This window comes from Zavarzinella formosa DSM 19928, assembly GCF_000255705.1.
GTDB classification, from domain to species: Bacteria; Planctomycetota; Planctomycetia; order Gemmatales; family Gemmataceae; genus Zavarzinella; species Zavarzinella formosa.
The window spans coordinates 1,314,285-1,337,365 of record NZ_JH636439.1 but is presented as its reverse complement, the minus strand read 5'-3'; the positions used below and the strand labels follow the sequence as shown (position 1 = coordinate 1,337,365).

Below are 23,081 nucleotides of genomic sequence, written 5' to 3'. Positions count from 1 at the left end.
TCCCGGCAAGCCACCTTGCCCCGCGACCTCTCTCAGGAAGGGGTCACCGGCATGGGGGAGTTTGTCAGGATTTGTTTCACTTTCCGCAGCAATTCAGACGGCGTGAACGGTTTTTGCAAAAATTGGGCGGCATCGGCCTCCACCCCCTGCCGAAGCACTTCATCCGGCGTATAGCCCGACAAAAACAACACCTTGAGGTCAGGACGCTGGCGTTGGAGTTCCTCCGCCAGTTCCCGGCCGTTTTTCCCCGGCATTACCACATCCGTCACCAGCATGTCCAACGGACCGACGTACCCGGCCATCAATTCCAGAGCCTCCTCGGCGCATCCGGCCACCATCACCTTGTATTTGCCCGTTTCGAGAATCCGCCGTTCCAACAATTGCACGGAAGGTTCGTCTTCCACCAAAAGAATGATGTGCCCGTCGCTTGGTTCCGGCGGGGGGCTTGCGTCGGAAGGAGTCGAACCGAACGAGCTGTCGACCGGCGCGGCCTCGAATTCCAAATAGAACGTGGTTCCCAATCCCGGCTCGCTCTGGACAGCAATTCGCCCGCCGCTTTGCTCCATGAAACCAGACACCATCGCCAGGCCAAGTCCTGTCCCATGACCGATGGGTTTCGTGGTGAAATACGGCTCAAAGATCCGATTTTTCACATCGGCGGTCATGCCGTGACCCGAATCGGACACCTCCAACCGCACCCAACGATTGGGAAGATTTGAGGTCCGAATGGTCAGCGTCCCGCCATCGGACATCGCATCTCGCGCGTTCACCACCAGATTGAGAATTGCCTGTTCCAAGGAACCCGGATCAACTCGGACAGTTTCGAGCAATTCATCCGGATGGAATATCAAGTTAATCGGCTCACCGATCAATCGCTTCAACACACGGGTCAGATCGTAAATCACTTGATTCAAGTTCAGAGGTTTCGGGGCGATCACCGCCTGCCGACCAAAGGCGAGCAACTGCCGGGTGACCGAAGCCGCCTGCCCGCCGGCGGTTTTCACCTCGTCGAGAAGTTCTCGCTGAACGGGACTCGGATCGGTTTGTCTCAGCAACAAGTCACAATTGCCGTTGATGACCGTCAGCAAATTATTGAAATCATGCGCGACCCCGCCCGCAAGCTGGCCCACGGCCTGCATCTTGGCCACTTCTCGCATTCGTTGTTCCAGCCGAATACGCTCCGTCACATCGCGGGCGATGGCCTGCAACCCCACCGGGATGCCCCGCTCCAACACGGGTCGGGTGCTGACTTCCAAATTGACCAGTTGCTGTCCGGAAGCCCGGAGGGTCAATGGTATGGTCACCGGAGTGTCGGAATACAAGGCGGAGATATCCGAACCGGGACCGCCCGCAAGGAACTGGATGAGCGGTTGGCCGATCAGTTGTTCACGCGAAAGCCCCGTCAAAACTTCGCCGGCATGATTCCAACCGGTGATCAATCCCTTGGAATCAAGAGTGAAGATCACATCGGTGGCATGTTCGACGAGTTCACGGTATTGGGCTTCTAGTTGCATTTCCCGGCGAAGACGTTCGCCGATTTGCCGACGTTGTTTTCGCAGCCGATACCGCAAATAAGCAAGGCCGACGACAGCCGTCAATAGCAATACGAACATCCCATAGAGCAGCCAGCGGAACCGGTTGGTGTTCCACCACGGGGGTTGTTCGATCAGGGAGACATCGTTGATGTCCCGTAGAATCACGACGAAACCCTGAACACCAAGTTCGGGATCTCCCTGCAATTTGCACACGCCCGTCAATTCAACGATGCTGTCGGTTGGAATGTCAGCCAACTCGCTCGAATCGACGGTGGGTGGAAAAATAGCCTTGAAGAGAACAGAACGATCCTGCAATTCCAGCGTGAGTTGCTCCCCCCGGCCGGTCTCGCCCAAATATCGGCCTCGAATCCGCAACAGCCGGTTGGCCATCACCGACCCGGAGGCTCGTTCCGTTCGGTTGTCCGCCCCCGTTTTCAACACTTCGCGGGCCGTTGTTTCCAAGGGTTTGATCGCCACGTATTCCGTGCCGCCCCGGCTGATCGCTTCCCGAAGAGCCAGGTTTAGGGCGTTGGATTCGACATACCCCGCGACCTCGACAAAATCCCCTCGTTCCGGCCGTCGGGCGTTCGCCTTGAGTTGGACGAAAACACCTCCGGTGGCATCTTGAAGAAAAAACGAATCATCGCCGGCCAGAGCAGTGACCTGTCCGACCACTCGCGTCCGACGACCGGGTTCATGATTGGGGTCGTAATCCAGCAGTTCACCGATAGGCCGAACATTGGAATCGAACGGGTCGCGCCGGGCGGTGTCGAGGAGTGTCACGAAACGAGTCGAGGGGGACATGATCGCGAACCCCTGCATTTGGGTGTTTTGCCGGTAACTGGCGAGATAAACCCCCGTCACCCGCACCCGGCGGTCCACAATATCCTCAAATTGTTCGCTTGCCGGAACGATGAAATCCACGGAACCCAACCGGCTTGAGATTCGCAATCGATGATAGCGGTTCCGTGTCGTTAATCGCTGGGCAATGCCCTCTAGTTCCACCCAATAAGCGTCCAAACGGCCTGAAGGAATATCATCTTGAGCGATGGTTTCCGGCTTGGGCAAACGACCTGGATGCAAGACGGTCACGCGGGCCTCGTCAATCTCGGGGCTGAAGCCGCCAGGACTGGTGACTCCCTCGACGATGACGACATCACCGGGCTTGAAAGTTGGTTTCTCCTCCAGTGGCGTCACATAAACGGCTCCGGTTGAATCTTGAACGAAGAAATCGGTGTAAACCTGTCCGACATGCGTGGCCGTCGCCCGCAACCTCACCGGAATTTTCTTCTTCGCCATCTCGCGATTGAGTTGCCGGATTTCCATCGCCGAATGGAGAAACCAATGACCGCTGGCATTAGGCTTGTCCTTGGAAGCCAGGACGCGAACCCGCGCGAAACGAAGAACTTTGCCACCGGCATCGCGGTCGGCAAATCCCACGGCTTCCACTTGGTCATCGACTTTTAACGGCGGGAGCGAATCCGGATTAACGATCTTCAGAACACCGTTTTCGTCCCTGATCTGGGCCTCGTCCGTTTTCGGCTCGCCGACCACCCGGCCCCTGATCCGATAAAGCCGGTTTTCCGTGTCGGGAAGTCGTTCGATGGCGACGGTGTCCGCGCTCCCGAAAAGATCGGCCGGCGCAGGTTGCTCAACCGTGATCTCTTCCGGAGAGCTGATCCAAAGAGACGCCGGCTCATCCCCGGACTCACTTGGAGGATGAAGAACCCCGCGCACAGCGACTCGGGCACCGTAGAGCTTCGCGGGCAATCCGACTCCGGCCTCCCCCGGCCGCAAGATGATCGTGATCGATTCGTTTTTGTCGGACAATACCAACTCCCGACGATCATTCGCCTGGGTTGACACTCGACGAACAGTTCCCCGCAGTCTTATCAGTCGAAAAGCGTCCTCCCCCGGCATGACTTGGGCGATCGTCCTGGCCGGGGCCTCCGGCAACTGACCGATCCCCAATCGGAGCATCTTTGCCTGGCCGACAGCCACTCGCTTGTTGATGACAAAGGTGGTTCCCGACGTTTCAATCCGATCACCAATCGAAGGCGGCAATTCGTCCCGCCCGTGACGCACAAGCACAGCCCCGCTGCCGTCTTCCAAATGAAACCACAATTGCAGGGGATCGGAATAAGTGACCACACCCCGCAACGTGACAGAAATCCCGGATCGGGCTTTTTCCAACGGGATCTCGCCGACTTGTTTCGCCGACATCGGGGAAACAGACTCGGCAAACAAGGGGCAAGACAGAATCAGCCAGAACACAATAATGGCGGTTGCAAGGTGGGTGGGCGGGCGGAGTTGGATATGGTCTCGATGACAGAAGGACTTGACCATGAGAATTGCAACGGGTTCAACGCCGACACAGGCAAAGAACTCCCCAATAAAGTCACCGGGCGAGTGTGATTCTTTTAATAAATCTAATCTGCCATCTGTCATGTGCAAACAATCGGCATGAATTTTCATGGCCGGGATTGTTTTGCAGGGTCATGAAATTGACTCTCGCGAAAGAACCGCTCTTGAAACGTGGAACAACCGCAAATCAATTGGGTGACTTGGATAACATTTTCCGTTGCCGTCAAACCTGTCGGCGAACGAACTTTCACAACTTGTTCCCCGCGCATAAGACATCTCTCTTGATTCAATATTCCGCGAACATCTGGTGAACATGAACCCCTTTCTCTCGCTTGTCGAATCGAACGACCCCGACGTATACACACTGACGACGAAAACGGGGGGGCCGGAGGGAAAACTCCCGCTGACGGATGAACTGCTTCGTCACGCCCCGAGCGGCGATCTCTTTGGTTGGTCACAAAATGTCGGCATGGGCCTGCAACCGGAACTGTTGGGCCGCAAGGAGTACCTGATTCTCTCGACGCACGGCGGTTTGCGGGGCGAAGACGGCAAGCCAATCGCCCTCGGGTATCACTCGGGTCATTGGGAAGTCGGCCTGTTGGTGAAGGCAGCGGCCGAGGAGTTGAAGCGTCTCGGCGGGCTTCCCTTTGCCGGGGCCGTGACCGACCCATGCGACGGCCGCACCCAAGGCACCACCGGCATGTTCGACAGCCTGCCGTTCCGCAATGACGCGGCGATGGTGCTGCGGCGATTGATTCGCTCGCTGCCAACCCGCTCCGGTGTGCTGGGAGTGGCCACCTGCGACAAAGGTCTTCCGGCAATGATGATGGCTCTCGCGGGAGAACACAATTATCCGACGGTCTTGGTTCCGGGGGGGGTCATGCTCGCCACCGAGGCCCATGAGGACACCGGAAAGGTCCAGACTATCGGCGCCCGATATGCGGCCGGTGAAATCACGCTGGAACAGGCGGCCGAAGAAGGCTGCCATTCCTGCGCGTCGCCGGGGGGCGGGTGTCAGTTCCTCGGCACGGCCGCCACGTCGCAACTCATTGGCGAAGCCCTCGGGATGAGCCTGCCACACTCGGCTCTCGCGCCAAGCGGCCAGCCTGTCTGGCTGGACATGGCTCGTCGATCCGCGCGGGCGTTGCTTCAACTGTCGAACCGGAAGATCAACAACACGAAAATCCTGACCGAAGGGGCGTTCCGAAACGCCGTCACCGTTCACGCGGCGTTCGGCGGCAGCACCAACCTGCTCCTCCACACGCCGGCGGTGGCATTCCACGCCAAGGTGAGGCGATTCGATGTGGACGAATGGGCCGACATCAACCGGCGGGTTCCCCGTATCGTTGACGCGTTGCCGAACGGCCCGGTCGGCCATCCGACCATTCAAGTTTTCCTGGCCGGCGGCGTCCCGGAAACCATGCGGATTTTGAGGGATGCGGGCCTGCTGGACTTGAATTGCCTGACTGTGAGCGGCGAGACGGTGGGCCGGAATCTGGAATGGTGGGAAAAGAGCGACCGCCGAAAACGCTTCCGTGATTTGCTGGCCGAGAAGGACCACGTGGACCCTGACAACGTCATTATGACGTTTGAGCGGGCGAAGAGCAAAGGACTGACTTCCTCCATGACGTTTCCTCGCGGAAACTTGTGTCCGGAAGGATCGGTCATCAAATCAACCTCCATTGATGCCTCTGTGGTGGATGCCGATGGCGTCTACCGCAAGACTGGTCCGGCCAAGGTTTTTGTGCGGGAGAAAGACGCCATCGCCGCCATCAAGGGATCGGGAACCAAAAAGGTGGTGGCGGGAGATGTGCTGGTGTTGTGCGCCCGCGGGCCAATGGGGTCTGGCATGGAAGAGACCTATCAAGTGACCAGCGCCCTGAAGCATCTCTCCTGGGGCAAACAAGTGGCTGTGCTGACCGATGCCCGTTTCAGCGGGGTGTCCACAGGGGCTTGCATCGGTCATGTTTCGCCGGAGGCTCTCGCGGGCGGTCCCGTTGGCAAAATTCTCGACGGAGACCTGATTCAAATTGTGATTAACCGAAGCACATTGCATGGAAGCGTTGACCTCATCGGGGATGCCACGGGAGCCAAAGGAGTCGAATGGGGAACGGCCGAATTGGCGAAACGTCTGCCCCGGCCGGACCTCTCCCCCGATCCGAACTTGCCGGATGACACCAAGTTGTGGGCCGTGTTGCAAAACGCCAGCGGCGGGGTGTGGGGCGGTTGCGTGTACGATGTAGAAGCCATCGCCGCCGCCTTACTGAAACCAATCGTTCCTCCAAACGATTGATGTAAGGATTAGGACTTGAGTTCGGTATCAAGGGGTATTCAATCAGCACCCTTTTGAGATCGCTTCCGATGGCTCATCTGTTTGATCCGCTCACCCTGAAAACCATCACGCTCCGAAACCGAATCGGAGTTTCTCCGATGTGCCAATACTGGTCCGAGGACGGAATGCCCTCCGACTGGCACTTGGTTCATCTGGGATCACGCGCGGTCGGCGGGGCGGCCTTGGTGATCGCCGAAGCATCGGCGGTCGTTCCCGAAGGCCGGATTACCGCGCATGACGCGGGCATTTGGTCGGATGCCCATGCCGAGGCGTGGGAACGGATCGCTCGATTCGTCGCCGATCAAGGGGCCGTCCCGGCAATCCAGATTGCCCACGCGGGTCGAAAGGCCAGCACCGCACAACCTTGGATTCGACACGATCATGATGTGGCCGTGCCGTTCAATCAAGGAGGCTGGCAACCGGTCGCTCCCAGCCCCCTGCCCTTTCGACCCGGTTCGCACACGCCTCATGAACTTTCCAAACCGGAAATCGCCGCGATCACCAAAGCTTTCTCGGCGGCCGCCATCCGCTCGCTGAATGCCGGTTTCAAATGGTTGGAATTGCACTTTGCCCACGGCTATTTGGCCCATTCATTCCTCACCCCTTTGGCGAACAAACGGACGGACGAGTATGGCGGTTCGTTTGAGAACCGTATTCGCTTTGCGATCGAAACGACGCGAGCAGTAAGAGAAGTGTGGCCTGATTCCCTGCCGCTGACGGTGCGGTTGTCCGCCACAGATTGGGTGGACGGCGGTTGGACGCTTGAAGAATCAGTGGAGTTATCCAAACGGCTGAAAACCGAGGGCGTGGATTTGATTGATTGCAGTTCCGGGTTTGGTGTGCCCGGCGTTCGCTACCCGGTGGGGCCGGGTTGGCAGGTGTCTCTCTCCCAGACCATCCGCACCCAAGCGAACATACCGACGGCCACGGTGGGAATGATCAACGACGCCCGACAGGCCGATGACATCATTCGCCAAGGCCAAGCCGACATCGTTCTGCTTGCATCAAAAATGCTTCAGGATGCATATTGGCCGTTGCATGCCGCCCAACAGCTACAACCCGAACAATCGTTGCGGTTGCCACCACCTTACGACTATGTGGTCAATCCATCCAAGAAAGGCCATTGATGAAAGTCATGAACGTTCACCGTCCGGGGAAGAAACTCAAACTCTTTTCGTCTCCGGCTTCAAGTTGAAGTTGCCGGGTGCGTTCTTCCGACTTGTCCCCTTCCCTCCATGTCACTTTCACATCAAAAAGAAACCGCTCGCCGGGTTTAAGATCGGGCGAAAACACAACGAGTGGTCGGATGGCGCTGTCCAATTTTTTGCCAGAGACAATCACTTCGGCTCCGCGCGGCACATTCAGGATCAACTGGGCCTTCATCTCGACCGGAAGCGGGGCGGGCTTGGGCGGCATGACAACCGGCGGCGGCGCCGGGACGTTGTAAAAGTTATTGATGACCATCCCAGGATTATCCGGTTCTTGCCAGCTTGGGTAGAAGGCAGGATACCCGGAGTAAAAGCCCCAAGGGTTAAACGACAGATAGGGAGCCGAATTCACGGCTGGAACAGTTCTTCCAAAGGGCTGGCCGGAGATCGGGACCGCCGGAGGCGGGATCACCCCGGCCGGGCGCGGGGCGGCTGAAGGAGGATGAAGCCGGATCATAAACTGGGCGTGACTCACCGCCGTCAGAATCAGAAGAACCGCCAAACTCAGGAAGCGCGTCATGGTGTTTTCCAATCGGGTCAGTTTTCGCTGAAGTCGAATTTCGGGAGTTGCACATTGAGCGGATTGGCCAAAAACTTCGCATGACAGAAATGGCACAGATCAAAAGAAAACGATCTGGCTGACGGGATCGGTTCGGGAAGTTCTTCTCCCCGGCTCAGAAGTTCGCCAATCTCTTCGAGGTGATCGGCATCCATGTCCTCGTCCGTCAGTTCTTCCGTGGGGATGACCGCACAGGATTCCATCTTCAGAACGAATCGTCCTTCCTGAACCTTCGTCAAATCCTTGCCGCACATATCGCACGAATATCGAATCATGGGTCACCATCCGCGTTGAGACACCGAAACAAATCTTTGGGAGAAGACATCTGTTTCGACAAAATAGGATCCCTACATCCGTCGCAGTTTTCCGGGGCCATGTCAAGTTGAATCCCCCGGAATCGCTGAAGTCCGCGGAACCGGCACAACTGGATAATCAAGGTCATTATTAACCCGGATTGAAGAAAGCCGTCCACTCAGGGACAAGCGAAATCTCAAATCGGGCATCCAGTCCGTCAGGCCCGGCACGACCGGCACATTTCGCACGAGCCACAGAACGGGATGGGGATTTTGGAAGAACCGGTGGACGGGGAAAGCCCGGCATGATCCCGGCGTTCGCCGGTCGCCGATACTTCGCTTCGTGCGGATGATCGTCCCCTGAAGGAAGGGGGCATCAACCCGTTTTCATCAGCGTGCGATCCCGGAGCCGATGGGGGGACGGCCGCTAGGACGGCCGCGACGAAACGACGGCGTTTCGTCGGCCGGGAAGCACCAAAATCAGACCGGCGAAGATGCCGGTGAGGAGGCGATTATCATGAGGATCCGCTTGGGCACTCACCTGGCGGTGACGGCTTTCGCCCTCTTCGGAGCGGCGACCGCCAACGCGGGGCTCGGGGGCCTGGGAGGGGCGGGAAGCGCTCCATGTGCGTGTGGCGACACGCAGGTGAGCTTCTCGGCGTGCAACACGAACGTCCGGCCCACGTACAAGATGGTGTACGACACGGTGCTGGAAAAACGGTTCCATGTCTGCTATCAGACCGTCAGCGAAACCGTCATGCAGCCGGTCACCAAGACCGCCTACCGCGACGAGATCAAGACGTGTTTCAAGCCCGTCCAGGAGACGCAGTACAAAACGGTTCAGGAAACGGTCACCCGTCCCTGCTACCAGACCGTGATGAAGGATGTGCCTTACACGAACTTCCGCCCCGTGCAGGAAACCTGCATGAAAAAGGTGACGGAAACCGTGTGTCATCCCGTGTGCGAAACGCATTACAAGGATTGCTCGTACACCGTGTACAAGCAAGTCCAAGAGACGCAATACAAGGAATGCACCTACACCACGTGCAAGCCGGTTTGCGAAACCCACTGCAAGACCGACACCTATCAGGTGTGCAAGACGGTTTGCGAAACCCACTACCGCGAGTGCAGCCAGACGCTGTGCAAGCCGGTGTGTGAAACGCATTACAAGACCGTCTGCCACACGACCTGTCGGCCGGTCTGCGAAACGGTGATGCGGAGCGTGTGCGAAACGACTTACACGGACTGCACCGAAACCGTGATGCAAAACCGGACGCGGAGCTATTGCGAACCGCAGACGACGATCAAGACCGTCAGCCGGACGATCCCCGAGTACCATTGTGAAACGTACACGGTTCCGGGTCATCTCCAGTTTGTTCGGATTCCGCAGTACACGTGTTGCTTCGACCCTTGCTCCTGCCAGACGACCCAGAAGCAAACCGGCACAAAGTTGTGCCTGCAACGCGGTCCTTGTGAAACCCGCACCCGGCAGGTGAAGACCTACCGCACCGTGTGCGAGCAGATCCCCTGCACGGTGTATGTCCGCAAGACCGTTTGCGAACAAGTGCCGGTCACGATCTGCAAGAAGGTTCCCCACATGACCACCCGGCAGATCCCGATGACGGTGACGCGGATGGTCAAAGAAACCCACACGCAACAGGTGCCGGTGACGGTGACCCGTTATGTGTCCGAAACCGTGAAGAAGCAGGTTCCCTACACCGTGATGCGAACCGTTCGCGGTTGCTATTGCGACGGGAACTCCTGTGGCCAGGCCCCCGGCCCGAACGGCATCGTCAGCGGTTGCCCGAACGCCTCCAGCCTCAACGGCTGCGGCGAAGAAGGGGCTGGCAAAGTGTTCGTGGAAGGCGGGGTCTGCACCCGGCAGACGCACTACACGACTACGAAGATGGTCCCGGAAACCCACGTTCGGCAGGTGCCGTACACGGTGACCCGCTGCGTGCCGGAAACCCACACCAAGAAGGTTCCCTACACGGTGACCCGAATGGTTCCCACCACGGTCGAAAAGCTGGTCCCCGTGACCACCTGTCGGCTCGTGAAGGAAGAGGGCGTCAAGCAGGTTCCGACGACGGTCTGCACGACCACCACGGAAGTGGTCTGCAAGACGGTTCCGGTGTGCGTGACCAAGATGGTGCCTTACACGGTTTCCTACAAGGTTCCGTACTGCACCACCGAAATGGTCCCGACGACCGTTTGCAAGCAAGTGCCCGTGACGAATGAAGTGGAAGTGTGCGTCAAGAAGCCCCGCTGGGTGACCGTGTACGAACCGTGCCCGTGTGCCCCGGCGGCTCCGGCCTCGTGCAGCCCGTATGGTCCTTGCAACTCGGCCGGCCCCGGCAGCCCGGCGGCTTGCGGACCCGCGTGCAACACTCCGGCCGCCCCGGCTTGCAGCACGCCGTGCAACACCTGCCCCGCCCCGGCTTGCAGCGCTCCGGCCTGCTCCCCGGTGACGAGCAGCAGCGCCTGCACCCCGGCGGTGTGTGATCCTTGTGCCAAACCGGCCAAGAAGGATTTGTTCTGCGGCTTCTTCAAGAACTTGTTCTCGAAGCGGCTCGCCTGCGAAGTCCACACTTGCACGGGTTGCACCACTTGCAAGTAATGCCCGATCAGTGACGTGACAAAAGGACTGTGTCTTCGCAAGGAGACGCGGTCCTTTTGTTTTTCAAATCTCTTCCTCTTGGCAACGAATTATCTTCATGCGAAGATCAATCACTCTCCCGCCGAGCCGCCTGCGGGCCAAACAATGAACTACCTGTCCGCGACCCGCCACCCGTGGCCCTGTCTCATCTTCCTCGTTCCCCTGCTGGGGATCTACGAGTGCGGTGTGATCTGGCTGGGCGGACCAAACCCGGACAAGATTCGTAATGGCGCGGACACCTGGCTGCGGCATTACCTCGGCAACGCGGGGGCTGATCCACGCTTGGTGGCCCCCGGCGTGATTATTGGATTATTGCTGATCTGGACCGTGTGGCGTTGGAAAGACCGCCCCGAACAGGTGCTGGCGGTTGTTTTTGGCATGGCGCTGGAAAGCGTCATGTTCGCCGGCGTGTTATGGGTGATCGCCAGTAATTTCAGTTCGATCTTGGGCCATTATGGCTTTGCGATGAACTTGGAAGTTTCACGGGAAAAAGCGGCCGATGTCGTGACGTACATCGGCGCCGGGATTTATGAAGAAGCAATCTTCCGACTGATTTTGTGCGCGGGTTTGGCCCGATTGCTGAACTTTGTGCTGATCCCGTGGGTAGCGGCCGTGCCGATGGCCATCCTGGCATCTTCCGTGCTTTTCTCCGTGGCCCATCATGTCGGCCCGAACGCGGATTCGTTCGATCAAACCCGGTTTCTGTTTCGCATTTTCGCCGGTGTGTTTTTCGCGGTGATTTTCTGGTGGCGGGGTTTCGGCGTGGCGGCAGGCACCCACGCCGGGTACGACATCATCGTCGGCCTACCCTCTTCATGAGTTTCAAACTTCACTTCAACGAAACAACCACTTTGCCAAAATGTGAACCCGATTCCATATGCCGCAACGCGGCCGGGAATTCGTCGAAGCCGAACACTTTGTCGATCACTGGTTTTTCTTGATGATGCTCAAAGGCTCGCAGCATGTTTGTGAACATCTCCCGTGAACCGACGAAGATGCCTCGCAGGTTCAGACTCTTCATCAGGATGGGCATCGGGTTGGCCCCGGTTCCACCAGCCAGCACGCCAATCAGGGCGATGTGCCCCCCCACGCGGGTCGCTTTCGCGGATTTTTCCAACGTCCCCGCGCCGCCGACTTCCACGACATGATCCACACCCCGGCCATCAGTCATTTTCCTGGCCCATTTGTCCCAATCCGGCGTTGTGCGGTAATTCAATCCGGCGACCGCTCCAAGGGTTTTGGCTCTTTCCAGTTTCTCGTCGCTACTGGAAATGATGATCGGAATCGCCCCGAAAATTTTGGCGATCCGCAAGGCAAAGAGCGACACGCCCCCGGTGCCTTGGAGCAACACCGTTTCACCGGCTTTCAGGTTATTCCCCGCCAAGGCGTTCCATGCGGTGGCGGCGGCACACGGCAAAGTGGCGCCCTCTTCATCGCTGAGATATCCCGGCGTCGGGATCAATCCTTCTTCGCGGAACAGCATCTCTTGAGCCATCACGCCGTCAAGATCGGGTCCGCCGAGCGCGCCCTTTGTGTTTTCCTCTGACACCGGACCGCCGATCCAATGTTGGAAAAAAGTCCCGGTCACCCGATCGCCGGTTTTGAACCGCGTGACGCCCGGCCCAATAGCGAGAACCTCGCCGGAGCCATCCGAGCCCGGAATACGCGGGCGGGGTAATTTCGGGGAATATTGCCCGGCGATCATTAACAGATCGCGGTAATTCAAGGAGACCGCCTGGATCTTCACCAACACCTCGCCGGGGCCGGGCACTGGTGTCGGGCGATCAACCTGTTGCAAATGCTCGATGCCGAACTGATCGGCGATGATCCACGCTTTCATGGGGAAAGCCTCGTTAAGTAAGAGATATTCAAGATACGGGTCCGTCCGGCGAAATCTTTCGATGGACTTTCCCGGCCAAGACCATTACCTTCGAGGCATTACTCTCTCTGGCCGTGAGATTTCATCATGCGTGGGGCTTTGTCATTCCTGTTGCTGGTGTTCACTCCCGTCGGGCTATTCGCCGAAACGGCTAAAAAGAACATTGTGTTGCTGATCGCCGACGATCTCGGCATGGAAGTCGGTTGTTACGGCGACAAATTGGCCCAAACGCCGAACATCGACGCTCTGGCGAAATCGGGCACCCGTTTCACCAATGGCTTCGCCAGCGTGTCAAGTTGTTCGCCAAGCCGGGCGACAATTCTCACGGGAATGCCCACCCATCATTGCGGGCAATATGGTCTGGCCCATGCCACGCACAACGCCCATAGTTTCCGTGACGTCCGGAGCATCCCGCGTATGCTTCAAACGGCCGGGTATCGCACGGGAGTCATCTCCAAATTGCATGTGCAACCGCCCGAGGTTTATCCGTGGGATGCCGAGATGAAGACGAACGGCCGCAACGGCATCGCCATCGGCAACGACGCGAGAAAATTTATCACCACCGGCGGCGACAAGCCATTCTTCCTTCTCGTCGGCTTCACCGACCCGCACCGGGCCGCCAAGGGCTTTGACATGGACAAAACCTTCAAGGGCGTGCCGACGATCTCCGTTGATCCCAAAGCCGTGTCATTGCCTTATTTCTTGCCAGATCAGCCGGAAGTGCGAAGCGAGATGGCCGAATACTATGCCTCGGTGAATCGTTTGGATTTCGGCATCGGTCAAGTGATGAATGTCTTGAAAGAAACCAAACACGACACCGACACGCTGGTGATCTTTCTGAGCGACAACGGCATCCCGTTCCCCGGCGCAAAGACCACGCTCTACGACAGCGGCATTCATTTGCCGTTGATTATCCATGCTCCGGGCCAGACAAAAGCGGGCGTCGTCAATGAGGCGATGGCAAGTTGGACGGATGTTGCCCCAACAATCCTTGAATACGCCGGGATCAAGCCCCCGGCGGCGATGCTTGGCAAATCACTGTTGCCGATTCTGTCGGCCACGGATGACACGACTCGAAACACTGTTTTCGCCTCACATCAGTTTCACGAAATCACGATGTACTACCCGATGCGAGCGATCCGCACACGAACGCACAAGTTGATCGTCAACCTAGCTAATCCCCTCCCCTTCCCTTTTGCCAGTGATTTGCATGGTTCCGAAATGTGGCAGGGGATTTTGAAGCGAAACGACACAATGATGGGCCAACGCTCCCGCGAAACCTACGAACATCGACCCATGCTGGAGCTTTACGACATCGTCGCCGACCCAAACGAACTGAAGAACCTCGCCAACGACCCCGCTCAAACCGACCGGGTGAAAACGATGCGGGCTGACCTCCGCAAATGGCAAACGGCCACGAATGATCCTTGGTTGATTAAAGATCTGCATGAGTGAATAGAATTCCCACGCTGCCCCGCCCGCCACGCCGAAGATCACATCGGCTATATCCAAGTTCATGAAGTATTCCGCGCCAAGAGTGTTCAAGATGCCAATGAAGTCTTGCCCGCTGCTTTTTCTTCTAAGCTTCGGGATGGCTCACGCCACCGACGCTCGCGGCGACGAGAAAAAAGGCCATACCGGGCCGGATTGTGTCGCAACCGTGGATGATTTTTTCAGAAATGAAGTGTGGGCCAAAGTGGGAGCCTTGTCCTGTTTGAAGTGTCACAAAATTGGCGGCGATGCCGAGAAGAGCAAGTTCATCCTGCAAGATCCCAACCGAAGCAAAGGGCAGGACCAAGAAGAAGCCCTTCGGCAAAACCGGGCGGCTTTTGCCAGCATGGCGAAATTTCGGGAGAAGGACCAATCCCGCCTGCTCCTCAAAGTCATCGGCGGGCTTGACCACGGCGGGGCCGTCGTCTTGAAGCCCGATTCAGTCGGCCATCGCATCCTCACCGATTTTGTCCGGCGGGTAAATTCACCGACGATTGAGCTTCCGGCAATCGACAAAAATGCGCCGCCCTTTTTCGATGGCATCGTGATGCTCGACGACCGTCGGCTCTTGCGCCGAGTCACCCTTTCTCTGGCCGGTCGGTTGCCCACGGATGCCGAAATATCAGCGATCGCCAAATCGGGCTTGAAGGCCATGCCCGCGTTGCTCGACTCCCTGATGAAAGAAGAGGCGTTTTACACCCGGCTTCGCGAGGGATTCAACGATGTCTTCCTCACACTCGGATTTGACGGCAACCCCGAAACGGTCCTGTCCTATGAACACTTCAGCACAACACGGAACTGGACGGAAAAGCACGATCTGAACCACATCGCCGATGCAAAAGCCCGGCAGCAGGCTCGCTACAAACTCGCCAACGATTACCGCCAGGCGATCCTCGGCGAACCGATGAAACTCGTCGAACACATCGTCCGCAATGACCGGCCGTTCACGGAGATCCTCACGGCCGATTACATCATGGTCACGCCTTATTCCGCTCGCGGCTACGGGATCTTCGAGCAACTTCGCCCGCAGTTCAAAAACCCCGATGATCCCTTTGAATACATTCCGGTCAAATTGAAGGCGCTTGTCGCCCGAACTCGCGATGACGATCAACAATCGGCGACAGGTTTCTATCCGCACGCGGGCATCTTGAGCACCTTCCAGTATCTGCGACGTTATCCGACCACCGAGACTAACCGTAACCGTCTTCGTGCCCGGATGTATTTTCAGCACTTCCTCGGAGTGGATGTTTTGGAACTCGCGGCAAGGGTTTCCGATGCTGCCGCCGTCAGCACCAAATACAAGATTCCGACGATGGAAGCCTCGGAGTGTGTTGTCTGCCACAAGACCATCGACCCGGTCGCCGGGTTGTTTCAAGATTACTACAAGTTTGAGGGTGTTTACGGTCGGCGCAAGGGAGGTTGGTACAAGGACATGTTCGAGCCAGGCTTTGAAGGCGAGGCCATGCCACCGGAAGAACGCTGGCGGTCCCTGCAATGGCTGGGCGAACGAACGGTTAAAGATCCTCGCTTTGCCGTGGCGATGGTCGAGCATGTTTACTACATTCTCACCGGTCGCAAAGCCTTGTTGCCTCCCAAGGATCTTGATGATCCGCTTTTTGTCCCGCGACGGCGGGCCTATCAGGAACAACGCCGGGAGATTGAAACCATCGCGACGAGATTCGCCAAAGATGGTTTCAATCTCAAAAGCGTTTTCAAGGATCTGGTCGTTTCCAATTTCTACCGGGCGGACGGCCCGGCAACCGCCATCAAAGATCCTCGCCGACGATCAGAACTGGACGATGTCGGCTTGGTGCGGATGCTCTCCCCTGAACAAATCGAGCGGAAGGTCAACGCGATTTTCGGGGAACCGTGGGGCAAGTTAAACGACCAACTAGCGATGCTCTATGGCGGCATCGACTCGAAGGAAGTCACCGAACGGGCCACCGATCCCAGCGGCGCGATGGGCGCCATCCAGCGGATCATGTCGAACGACGTGGCGTGCAAACAAACCGGCCGCGACTTCGGACGCCCGCCAGCGGAGCGACGATTGTTCCCCGGCATCGAACCCTCCGTGATTCCGGGCGCCACCCCCGAAGGCGATGCGGCCATCCGCAAGGCGATCGCGCATCTGCACGAGCGGATTTTAGGTCGCCAAGACGCCCCGGATTCGGCCGAGGTTGAACGAACGTGGAAACTATTCGCCGGAATTGTCCACGACGCTCATGAACAAAAGGGGATCGACCCACGCGAAAATTATCACTGTCGGCAAGGCGTTCCCGCACCGCCCGCCGACCCGGCTTATACGATCCGGGCTTGGCGCGGCGTGGTCACTTATCTGCTCCGACGCCAGGAATTCCTTTACGAGTAATCTCATGCGACGCGACTTCCTCAAACTCTGCGGCCTGGCCGGCCTTGGTCTCGCCGCCCCGATCGGTTGGCCGTCGGCGGTGCGGGCCAAGACGAAAGACGAGCCATATGGAGGCCCCTATTATGTGGTTTTCAACGCCTCGGGCGGGTGGGACACGACGTATTTGATGGACCCCAAAGGGATCAACAATATCAACCGTCTTTACAAGGAAGGTGATATTCTCACCCACGGGACGCACAAATACGCCCCCACGGCCAAACAGACCAAAGCCGGAATGAGCAACGAGGATTTCTACGCCGAGTTTGGCAAGGAATTGCTGGTCCTCAACGGGATTGATTATTCCGTGAACAACCACTCGCCGGGGGCCAGATACATGGCCACCGGCAATCTCGACAGCTTGGCCTATCCGACGTTTCCCGCCCTTGTCGCCGCCTGTCAGGGTCCGGATTGCCCGATCTCTTACCTGACATTCGGAAACTACTCGGCGACGGGCAATCTCGTGGCCATGTCCCGCGTCCCGTATCTGCCATCGCTCAAGCGGATCGCCAACGCCGATGCGATCGACGGCAACGAACGGTCCCCTTATCATGATCGCTTCGCCTTGGATCGAATCGAACAGACTCTCCGGGAACAACATCAGACAAACGAGGACACGCCCCGTCTTCCCCGCGCGGAGCGAGCCGAGAACATGCTGTATGCGGCCCAAGACAACTCCAAAGCCTTGCAACGGGTGACCGCTCACATCCCCGCCACGATTCCCAAAGAGCGTCTTTCACAACAGGCTGAAATCGCTTTGGCTTCGTTCAAAGCCGGTGTGTGCGTCTCCGCGAATCTGACCATCGGGCAATTCGACAGCCACGCCAACAACGACCCCGACCAGATGCGGCTCATCCCCGAATTTCTCGCCGGCATCGCCTATTTACTTCGGCGAGCCGGGGAACTGAAAATTCGCGAACAGATTGTTGTGATTGTGCAGAGCGAGATGGGCCGGACACCAACCTACAACAACGGCAACGGCAAGGACCATTGGTCCGTTGGTTCCATCATGTTTCTGGGTCGCGGCATCAAAGGGAATCGTGTGATCGGGGCAACCGACGAGAAACAATTTCAAGTTCCCCTAAACCCGCAGCAACTGAAGTGTGACAAGGAAAAAGGCGTCAAAGTACGTCCAGAACACATCCATCTCGCCCTGCGTGAGTTGGCTGGAATCGCCGATCATGCACACAGCAAAAAATTCCCATTGGGTGGCGTCGAGAAGGAAAAACTCCAAGGTTTCTGGGGTTGATTGAGCGCCCGAACATCTCCGTTTGCTGCAACGCACTCAAGCAGCGACATTTGACGGGAGTTCGACGGTAAATACGGCCCCTCCAGCCGGACCGTTGACGCCAGTTAACCGGCCGCCGTGATCTTCAACAATTCGTTTTGAAACCACCAATCCCAAGCCGATGCCAGTTTCTTTGTTGGTGGCAAATGGCTCAAAAAGCCGCGGTTGGATTTCCGGGCTGATTCCCGATCCGGAATCAGCGACAGAGAGGATCAATCGCCCAAATGTTGGCTGAGTCAGTTCGATGGTCAAATTTCCACCGTGCGGCATGACATCTAGTGCGTTCAAAATCAGATTTAGAATCACCTGTCGAAGTTGGTCTTTGTCGCCATCGATAAAGCATTCGTTTTTCGGATGTGACAGAATGACGCGAACATTCTGACGATCAATACGGCCCCGTGTGAGCGCCAAAGCATCTCGCACCACAGCGGCCAAATCGGCCCGCGTGCGCTCCAACTTTGGCGGCCGGGCGAAATCGAGAAACGTCTTCAGGGAACTCTCAATCCGAAGCAACTCGTTTTCAATCATCACCAGTTCTTCGTCGCTCAATCCCCCGGCGGCCGGATCACGACGGGCAGTTTCCAACAGCAGAATGGCCGACATCAACGGATTGCGGATCTCATGGGCCACTCCGGCCGCAAGTTGTCCCACGGCCGCCAACCGTTCGCTTCGACGAATTTCACGCTCGTTCTGTTGGAGCTTCTGCACCACCTGCCCCACCCGGTGGAGCAAATCGTCGGCGCCATCATCAAGCCTTTCACCGTCTCGCTGCCACTCAACTGGCGGCAACTCCTGGCCAAGCAAATCAGACGCCCCTTGGACGTGGACAAGGAAACGGTGGATCGTCCGTCGGAGATTTCGGGCGAGGCCGTATCCCAGCACCAATCCGGCCACGGAGGCCAACCCGCCGACCCCGCCGAGTCCCCAAGCCATGCGCCGCAGGGATTGACGGAGATCCTTCTCGGATTCCTCGATGAGGTTGGCATTCAAGTTTCGCAACTGCTGACAAACCGGCAGGGTTTCTTCGTTCAAATGGCGTATCAAGACTTCCCGTTGGTCATCCGTTTTGGGACGACGGTTCCATTCATCCAGATATTTTTGGTAGCTTTTCGCGATCAGTTCTTCCAATCGCCGTTCCTCGGTCTTGTCCGCGAGTTCTTCGATTTCAATGAGATGCTGCTCAACCCGCTCGTGAATTGCCTCGACGTCTTTGGCCTTGCGCTGGTGCAACGCCAGCAAATCCCGGACGGCCTCCTCCAGATTGGCGGCCGCCCGTCGGGACCCGATGTTTTCCCCCAGCACATCGGCCGTGTGTGATTGTTCGCGGGCCAGGGACACTGCCAGTGTCCCGCAAACCGCCAACGCCAGACCGCTGAAAAGGGTGGTGAAAAAAAGAAGTCGCCGGGGATAAAGTTTAAGCGACATGGTGATCCACGGTTTGCGCCGAGTGCGTCAGTCTATCGTTGCGCGTCCAAACCGTCAGTGACTCATTCCTCCGGCACCGGCCGGCGGCGTGCGTTTGCCGTAGAAACTGTAAAGCACCGGAACAAGGTTCAACGCGGCGATGGTGAACAGCATCCCGCCGACCACAACCACGGCCAGCGGACGTTGAGATTCTGAACCCATCTTCGTGGAAATCGCCGCCGGGAGCAATCCGAGGATGGCTGCCAAAGCGGTCATGATCACGGGGCGGACCAATTGGGCCGTTCCCTTGTTCAATGCCTCCTCAAGCGGCATCCCCGCCGCCCGATGGCTGTTAAAGGCCGAGACGAACAACAAACCATTCATCACGGCCACACCCAAAATCGAGATAAAACCGACAGCAGCCGAGATGTTGAAGTTCAGCCCGGTGAGTTTCAGCGCCCACACGCCGCCGATACCCATCGCCAGCACGTTGGCGAACACCACTGCCGCGTCGAGAAACGAGTTGAACGCCAGATACAAAAACAATCCGATCAACACAATGGAGACGGCAAACATCCGGGCCATCCGCTTTTCGGCTTCCTCCATTTGCTTGAATTCGCCGCTCCACTCGGAGCGATAGGGGATTTTCATCAACGGTTCGACCTTCGATTTGGCCTCGGCCACCGTGCCGGCTAAATCCCGGCCGCGCACTTCAAATTTCACCGCAATCAATCGCTGTCCCTGTTCACGGTAAATCGTCGAAGCGCCGGGACGCAAGAAAGAGGCGGTTTCATCCGGCCGGCCTCGGGCATCCAGCGGGGTCACCAAGTCGCCGAGCCGACGAACGGGAGTGCCGGTTGACAAAGCCGGGGCGTTGAAAATGTTTCCACTTAATGCCGGCATGGTCATTGTGGTTCCGGTTGGTGACAGGCCAACGCTTCCACCGCCAACGGAAGTGCCACCGACGGCCGTTTGGTTGTTCGGCACAACTTGGTTTCCATTCACCGGCACCGGTATGGCGAGGATCGACTGTTCGTCTCCGCGCAGGCGTCTCGGCCAGCGCACCGACACCTCAAAGGTTTTGCCGCCTTCTTGCAATTGCGTCGCGGCTTTCCCTCCAATGGCTGTCTGAATCACGGCTTGCACATCCGCCGCCGTCACATTCCAGCGAGCGCACTTTTGCCGGTCAATCGGAAACTCAAGGTTTGATTGCCCCTGAATGCGGAACACTCCGGCGTTTTGCACCCCCGGAACATCGTTGATGAGGTCGCGCACCTTCATGGCGGTTTCCTCCAGCGAATCGAGGTCCGGCCCAAAAATCTTGATCGAGTTTTCCCCCTTCACGCCGGAAAGGGCCTCCATCACGTTGTCCCGGATGATTTGCGAGATGTCGAAATCAACGCCGGGAAAATTCTCTTCAAGGGCCTGGTCCAGATCGTGAACCAACTCCGGCTTTGAGCGGGGGCGGCCACGCTTGGCATCAACCGGCCAGTCGTCTTGGGGACGAAGCGGCAGGAAAGTTTCGATGTTGTAATAGCCGGTCGGATCGGTGCCGTCGTCCGGTCGGCCGATGGTGGAGACGATCACGTTGAACTCGGGAAAATTCCGCAGCAAGGTTCTCAATTGCGCGGATCGATTGGTCACTTCCCCCATCGACACATTGACCGGGAAGGTGCCGCGAACCATCAGGTTCCCTTCTTCCAGTTCGGGCATGAACTCCCGGCCCATCATTGCGGCCGTGTAACCGGTATAAGCGAGAGCGACCAGAAACACCGCGAAAGCAATCCAACGGAACTTGAGGAGCATGCTCAATTGCCAGAGGAAAGCAGATTGCAATCCCCGCACCAGAAAGTTATCCCTCTTGGCCTTGAGCTTTTTGAACAACAGGAAACACAGCACGGGAGACACGGTCAACGCAAGCATCAAGGCCCCGCAAAGGGCGAAGGCATAGGTATCGGCCATTGGACCGAAGATCTGGCCTTCCGGCCCCTTCATCGTGAACAGCGGCAGCAGGGCGCACACCATGATGATGGTGGCGAAAAACACACTTTTGGTCACCTGTCCGGCCCCGTTGACAACCCGTTCACCAAGAGAGGTTTGTTCCCCGTGATCGGCATGAGCGGTCAGGTTTCGATAAATGCTCTCGACAATGATGACCGACGAGTCAACGATGATGCCGAAATCAACGGCCCCGATGGAGAGCAAATTGGCCGACTTGCCCCGGAAGAATAACACCCCGAATGCAAACATCAGGGCGAGCGGAATGTTGAGGGCGACGATGATCGCCGCCCGCACGTTGCCGAGGAACATCAGCAAAATGGTGGTGACGAGTATCATGCCGACAATCAGATTTTCGTGAACTGTTTCCGTCGTCCGGTTGATGAGTTCCGTTCGATTGTAAAACGGCACGATCCGGACACCGGGCGGCAAATGGCCCGGTTGGTTTAGCTCGTCGATTTTCGCAATCACATCCTTAAGGGCCGGGAGAGATTCCTGGCCCTTGCGGAGCAGCACAATCCCCTGGATCACATCGTCGTTGTCTTCCCAAATTGGGGAGGCGTCCGGATTCAATTGCCATTTGCCTTCCGAGTCTTTTACCGGCCTGGTCATGGCCACGCGGCCCTGTCGGGTTTGCATGCCGACAATCACCCCTGTGCGAATCAATTGATGGTCGTCCACCCGTGGCGTGCCATCCGCGTTGAGCATCGGCCCCCCGTCAACCAATTGATCGACGGTGACCGGCACGTTATTGACGCTGGCGACAACCACCTGCCGGATCTCGCGGATGCGCCGGGCTTCTTCGCTTCGCAAGAATTCGGCGGCCTCGACAGGGCTCGTCATGCTCAAGATCTGCTGGTGCGGATCTTGTCCCTGTCCCAACAATCCAAGTGAGCGGACAACAATCGTCAATTGCCCTTGGGTCAGATTATCCCCGCTCCCGTTGGTATTGGCGTTTCCAAGGGCCGCCAACAATTGATTCAACGTCACACCGTATTGCCGCAGGCGATCCGGGTCCGGTTGAACCTCATACTTTTTCACCATGCCGCCAACACCCGTCACCCCGGCAATCCGAGGGACTCGCATTAACTCACGCTGGATCACGTAGTCTTGAATGGCCTTGAGATCACTCAAGGTATAAAGCGGCTTTCCAGTGGCGGAATCTCGCGGGTTTTCCAAGGTATAGCGGAGGATTTCCCCCACTGGCGATGCCGGCGAGATCTGGGGCGAAACACCGGCCGGAAGATTCACCATCGCCAGCCGGTTGAGCACGTCTTGCTTCGCCTGCTCGTAATCACGGGAGTAGTCAAACTGATTGCGGATGTGGGACAAACCAAACAGAGACTTGCTTCGTGTGGTTTCCAAACCCTGCATACCGGCGAGGGCCACTTCAAGCGGAATCGTCACCTGTCGTTCGACTTCCTCGGCGCTGGCCCCCGGATATTGGGCGACCACCTCGATGATGGCCGGAGCCGGGTCAGGGTAGGCTTCGATGTTCACATGCGTAAACGCATAACCGCCGCCGATGGCCAGAGTGGCCCCGAGCAACAGGATGATGAGCGGATTGGCGACGGCCCATTCAATGAGCTTGCGAACCATGAAACACCGGAGGGTTGGGCGATCAAGTACGGGATGTCAATTGACGAAAGAGGTGGCGGGCGACCGACGGG

The 23,081-nt window shown here is 57.6% G+C and carries 13 protein-coding genes; 7 read left to right on the top strand and 6 right to left on the bottom strand.

The window, feature by feature from the left end; all coding sequences use genetic code 11:
• Nucleotides 1–32: 32 nt before the first annotated feature.
• Nucleotides 33–3,758: a hybrid sensor histidine kinase/response regulator gene (locus BGIM_RS57035; protein ID WP_020468958.1), complete on the bottom strand. Its 3,726-nt coding sequence runs from the start codon at nt 3,756–3,758 to the stop codon at nt 33–35.
• A 454-nt stretch (nt 3,759–4,212) separates the two neighbouring features.
• On the opposite strand from BGIM_RS57035, the gene BGIM_RS0106315 reads away from it, so the two are divergent.
• A complete protein-coding gene (locus BGIM_RS0106315) occupies nt 4,213–6,192 on the top strand; it encodes a YjhG/YagF family D-xylonate dehydratase (RefSeq protein ID WP_029629788.1) in 1,980 nt (659 codons plus the stop codon).
• A gap of 68 nt (nt 6,193–6,260) precedes the next feature.
• The gene (locus BGIM_RS0106310) at nt 6,261–7,358 is read left to right on the top strand and encodes an NADH:flavin oxidoreductase/NADH oxidase (protein WP_020468954.1); all 1,098 of its coding nucleotides are present in this window, start codon (nt 6,261–6,263) and stop codon (nt 7,356–7,358) included.
• 16 nt (nt 7,359–7,374) lie between these two features.
• Here BGIM_RS0106310 and BGIM_RS0106305 read toward each other — a convergent pair whose 3' ends face one another.
• Both BGIM_RS0106305 and BGIM_RS0106300 read right to left on the bottom strand, forming a co-directional pair.
• Entirely contained in the window at nt 7,375–7,959 is a 585-nt protein-coding gene (locus tag BGIM_RS0106305; RefSeq protein ID WP_020468953.1) for a hypothetical protein, read from the bottom strand.
• 17 nt (nt 7,960–7,976) lie between these two features.
• The gene (locus BGIM_RS0106300; protein WP_020468952.1) at nt 7,977–8,273 is read right to left on the bottom strand and encodes a hypothetical protein; all 297 of its coding nucleotides are present in this window, start codon (nt 8,271–8,273) and stop codon (nt 7,977–7,979) included.
• A gap of 535 nt (nt 8,274–8,808) precedes the next feature.
• Between BGIM_RS0106300 and BGIM_RS0106295 the strand changes: the two genes are divergently transcribed.
• Together BGIM_RS0106295 and BGIM_RS0106290 are read left to right on the top strand one after the other, a co-directional pair.
• Nucleotides 8,809–10,908 carry a hypothetical protein gene (locus BGIM_RS0106295; protein ID WP_162136224.1) on the top strand — a complete coding sequence of 700 codons (2,100 nt, stop codon included), beginning with the start codon at nt 8,809–8,811 and terminating at the stop codon, nt 10,906–10,908.
• Between the two features lie 144 nt (nt 10,909–11,052).
• Entirely contained in the window at nt 11,053–11,766 is a 714-nt protein-coding gene (locus BGIM_RS0106290) for a CPBP family intramembrane glutamic endopeptidase (RefSeq protein WP_157368638.1), read from the top strand.
• 10 nt (nt 11,767–11,776) lie between these two features.
• Here the strand turns inward: BGIM_RS0106290 and BGIM_RS0106285 are convergent, their stop codons facing one another.
• Entirely contained in the window at nt 11,777–12,787 is a 1,011-nt protein-coding gene (locus BGIM_RS0106285) for a zinc-dependent alcohol dehydrogenase family protein (protein ID WP_020468949.1), read from the bottom strand.
• A gap of 126 nt (nt 12,788–12,913) precedes the next feature.
• Between BGIM_RS0106285 and BGIM_RS0106280 the strand changes: the two genes are divergently transcribed.
• The 3 genes from BGIM_RS0106280 to BGIM_RS0106270 all read left to right on the top strand — a co-directional run bounded on the left by BGIM_RS0106280 (nt 12,914) and on the right by BGIM_RS0106270 (nt 17,970).
• Complete coding sequence (locus tag BGIM_RS0106280) at nt 12,914–14,281, top strand: sulfatase family protein (RefSeq protein WP_020468948.1); 1,368 nt, start codon at nt 12,914–12,916, stop codon at nt 14,279–14,281.
• A 136-nt stretch (nt 14,282–14,417) separates the two neighbouring features.
• Complete coding sequence (locus BGIM_RS0106275) at nt 14,418–16,685, top strand: DUF1592 domain-containing protein (protein WP_238537534.1); 2,268 nt, start codon at nt 14,418–14,420, stop codon at nt 16,683–16,685.
• A gap of 4 nt (nt 16,686–16,689) precedes the next feature.
• Nucleotides 16,690–17,970 carry a DUF1501 domain-containing protein gene (locus BGIM_RS0106270; protein WP_020468946.1) on the top strand — a complete coding sequence of 427 codons (1,281 nt, stop codon included), beginning with the start codon at nt 16,690–16,692 and terminating at the stop codon, nt 17,968–17,970.
• A gap of 36 nt (nt 17,971–18,006) precedes the next feature.
• On the opposite strand, the gene BGIM_RS0106265 is transcribed toward BGIM_RS0106270, so the two are convergent.
• Both BGIM_RS0106265 and BGIM_RS0106260 read right to left on the bottom strand, forming a co-directional pair.
• Nucleotides 18,007–19,434: a sensor histidine kinase gene (locus tag BGIM_RS0106265; RefSeq protein WP_020468945.1), complete on the bottom strand. Its 1,428-nt coding sequence runs from the start codon at nt 19,432–19,434 to the stop codon at nt 18,007–18,009.
• A 54-nt stretch (nt 19,435–19,488) separates the two neighbouring features.
• A complete protein-coding gene (locus BGIM_RS0106260) occupies nt 19,489–23,010 on the bottom strand; it encodes an efflux RND transporter permease subunit (protein WP_020468944.1) in 3,522 nt (1,173 codons plus the stop codon).
• Nucleotides 23,011–23,081 lie beyond the last annotated feature (71 nt).

Coding starts and splice junctions, on each gene's coding strand:
- BGIM_RS0106295 (WP_162136224.1), top strand. CDS start 8,809: ATGAGGATCCGCTTGGGCACTCACCTGGCGGTGACGGCTTTCGCCCTC.
- BGIM_RS0106265 (WP_020468945.1), bottom strand. CDS start 19,434: ATGTCGCTTAAACTTTATCCCCGGCGACTTCTTTTTTTCACCACCCTT.
- BGIM_RS0106270 (WP_020468946.1), top strand. CDS start 16,690: ATGCGACGCGACTTCCTCAAACTCTGCGGCCTGGCCGGCCTTGGTCTC.
- BGIM_RS0106290 (WP_157368638.1), top strand. CDS start 11,053: ATGAACTACCTGTCCGCGACCCGCCACCCGTGGCCCTGTCTCATCTTC.
- BGIM_RS0106300 (WP_020468952.1), bottom strand. CDS start 8,273: ATGATTCGATATTCGTGCGATATGTGCGGCAAGGATTTGACGAAGGTT.
- BGIM_RS0106310 (WP_020468954.1), top strand. CDS start 6,261: ATGGCTCATCTGTTTGATCCGCTCACCCTGAAAACCATCACGCTCCGA.
- BGIM_RS57035 (WP_020468958.1), bottom strand. CDS start 3,758: ATGTCGGCGAAACAAGTCGGCGAGATCCCGTTGGAAAAAGCCCGATCC.
- BGIM_RS0106260 (WP_020468944.1), bottom strand. CDS start 23,010: ATGGTTCGCAAGCTCATTGAATGGGCCGTCGCCAATCCGCTCATCATC.
- BGIM_RS0106275 (WP_238537534.1), top strand. CDS start 14,418: ATGGCTCACGCCACCGACGCTCGCGGCGACGAGAAAAAAGGCCATACC.
- BGIM_RS0106280 (WP_020468948.1), top strand. CDS start 12,914: ATGCGTGGGGCTTTGTCATTCCTGTTGCTGGTGTTCACTCCCGTCGGG.
- BGIM_RS0106315 (WP_029629788.1), top strand. CDS start 4,213: ATGAACCCCTTTCTCTCGCTTGTCGAATCGAACGACCCCGACGTATAC.
- BGIM_RS0106285 (WP_020468949.1), bottom strand. CDS start 12,787: ATGAAAGCGTGGATCATCGCCGATCAGTTCGGCATCGAGCATTTGCAA.
- BGIM_RS0106305 (WP_020468953.1), bottom strand. CDS start 7,959: ATGACGCGCTTCCTGAGTTTGGCGGTTCTTCTGATTCTGACGGCGGTG.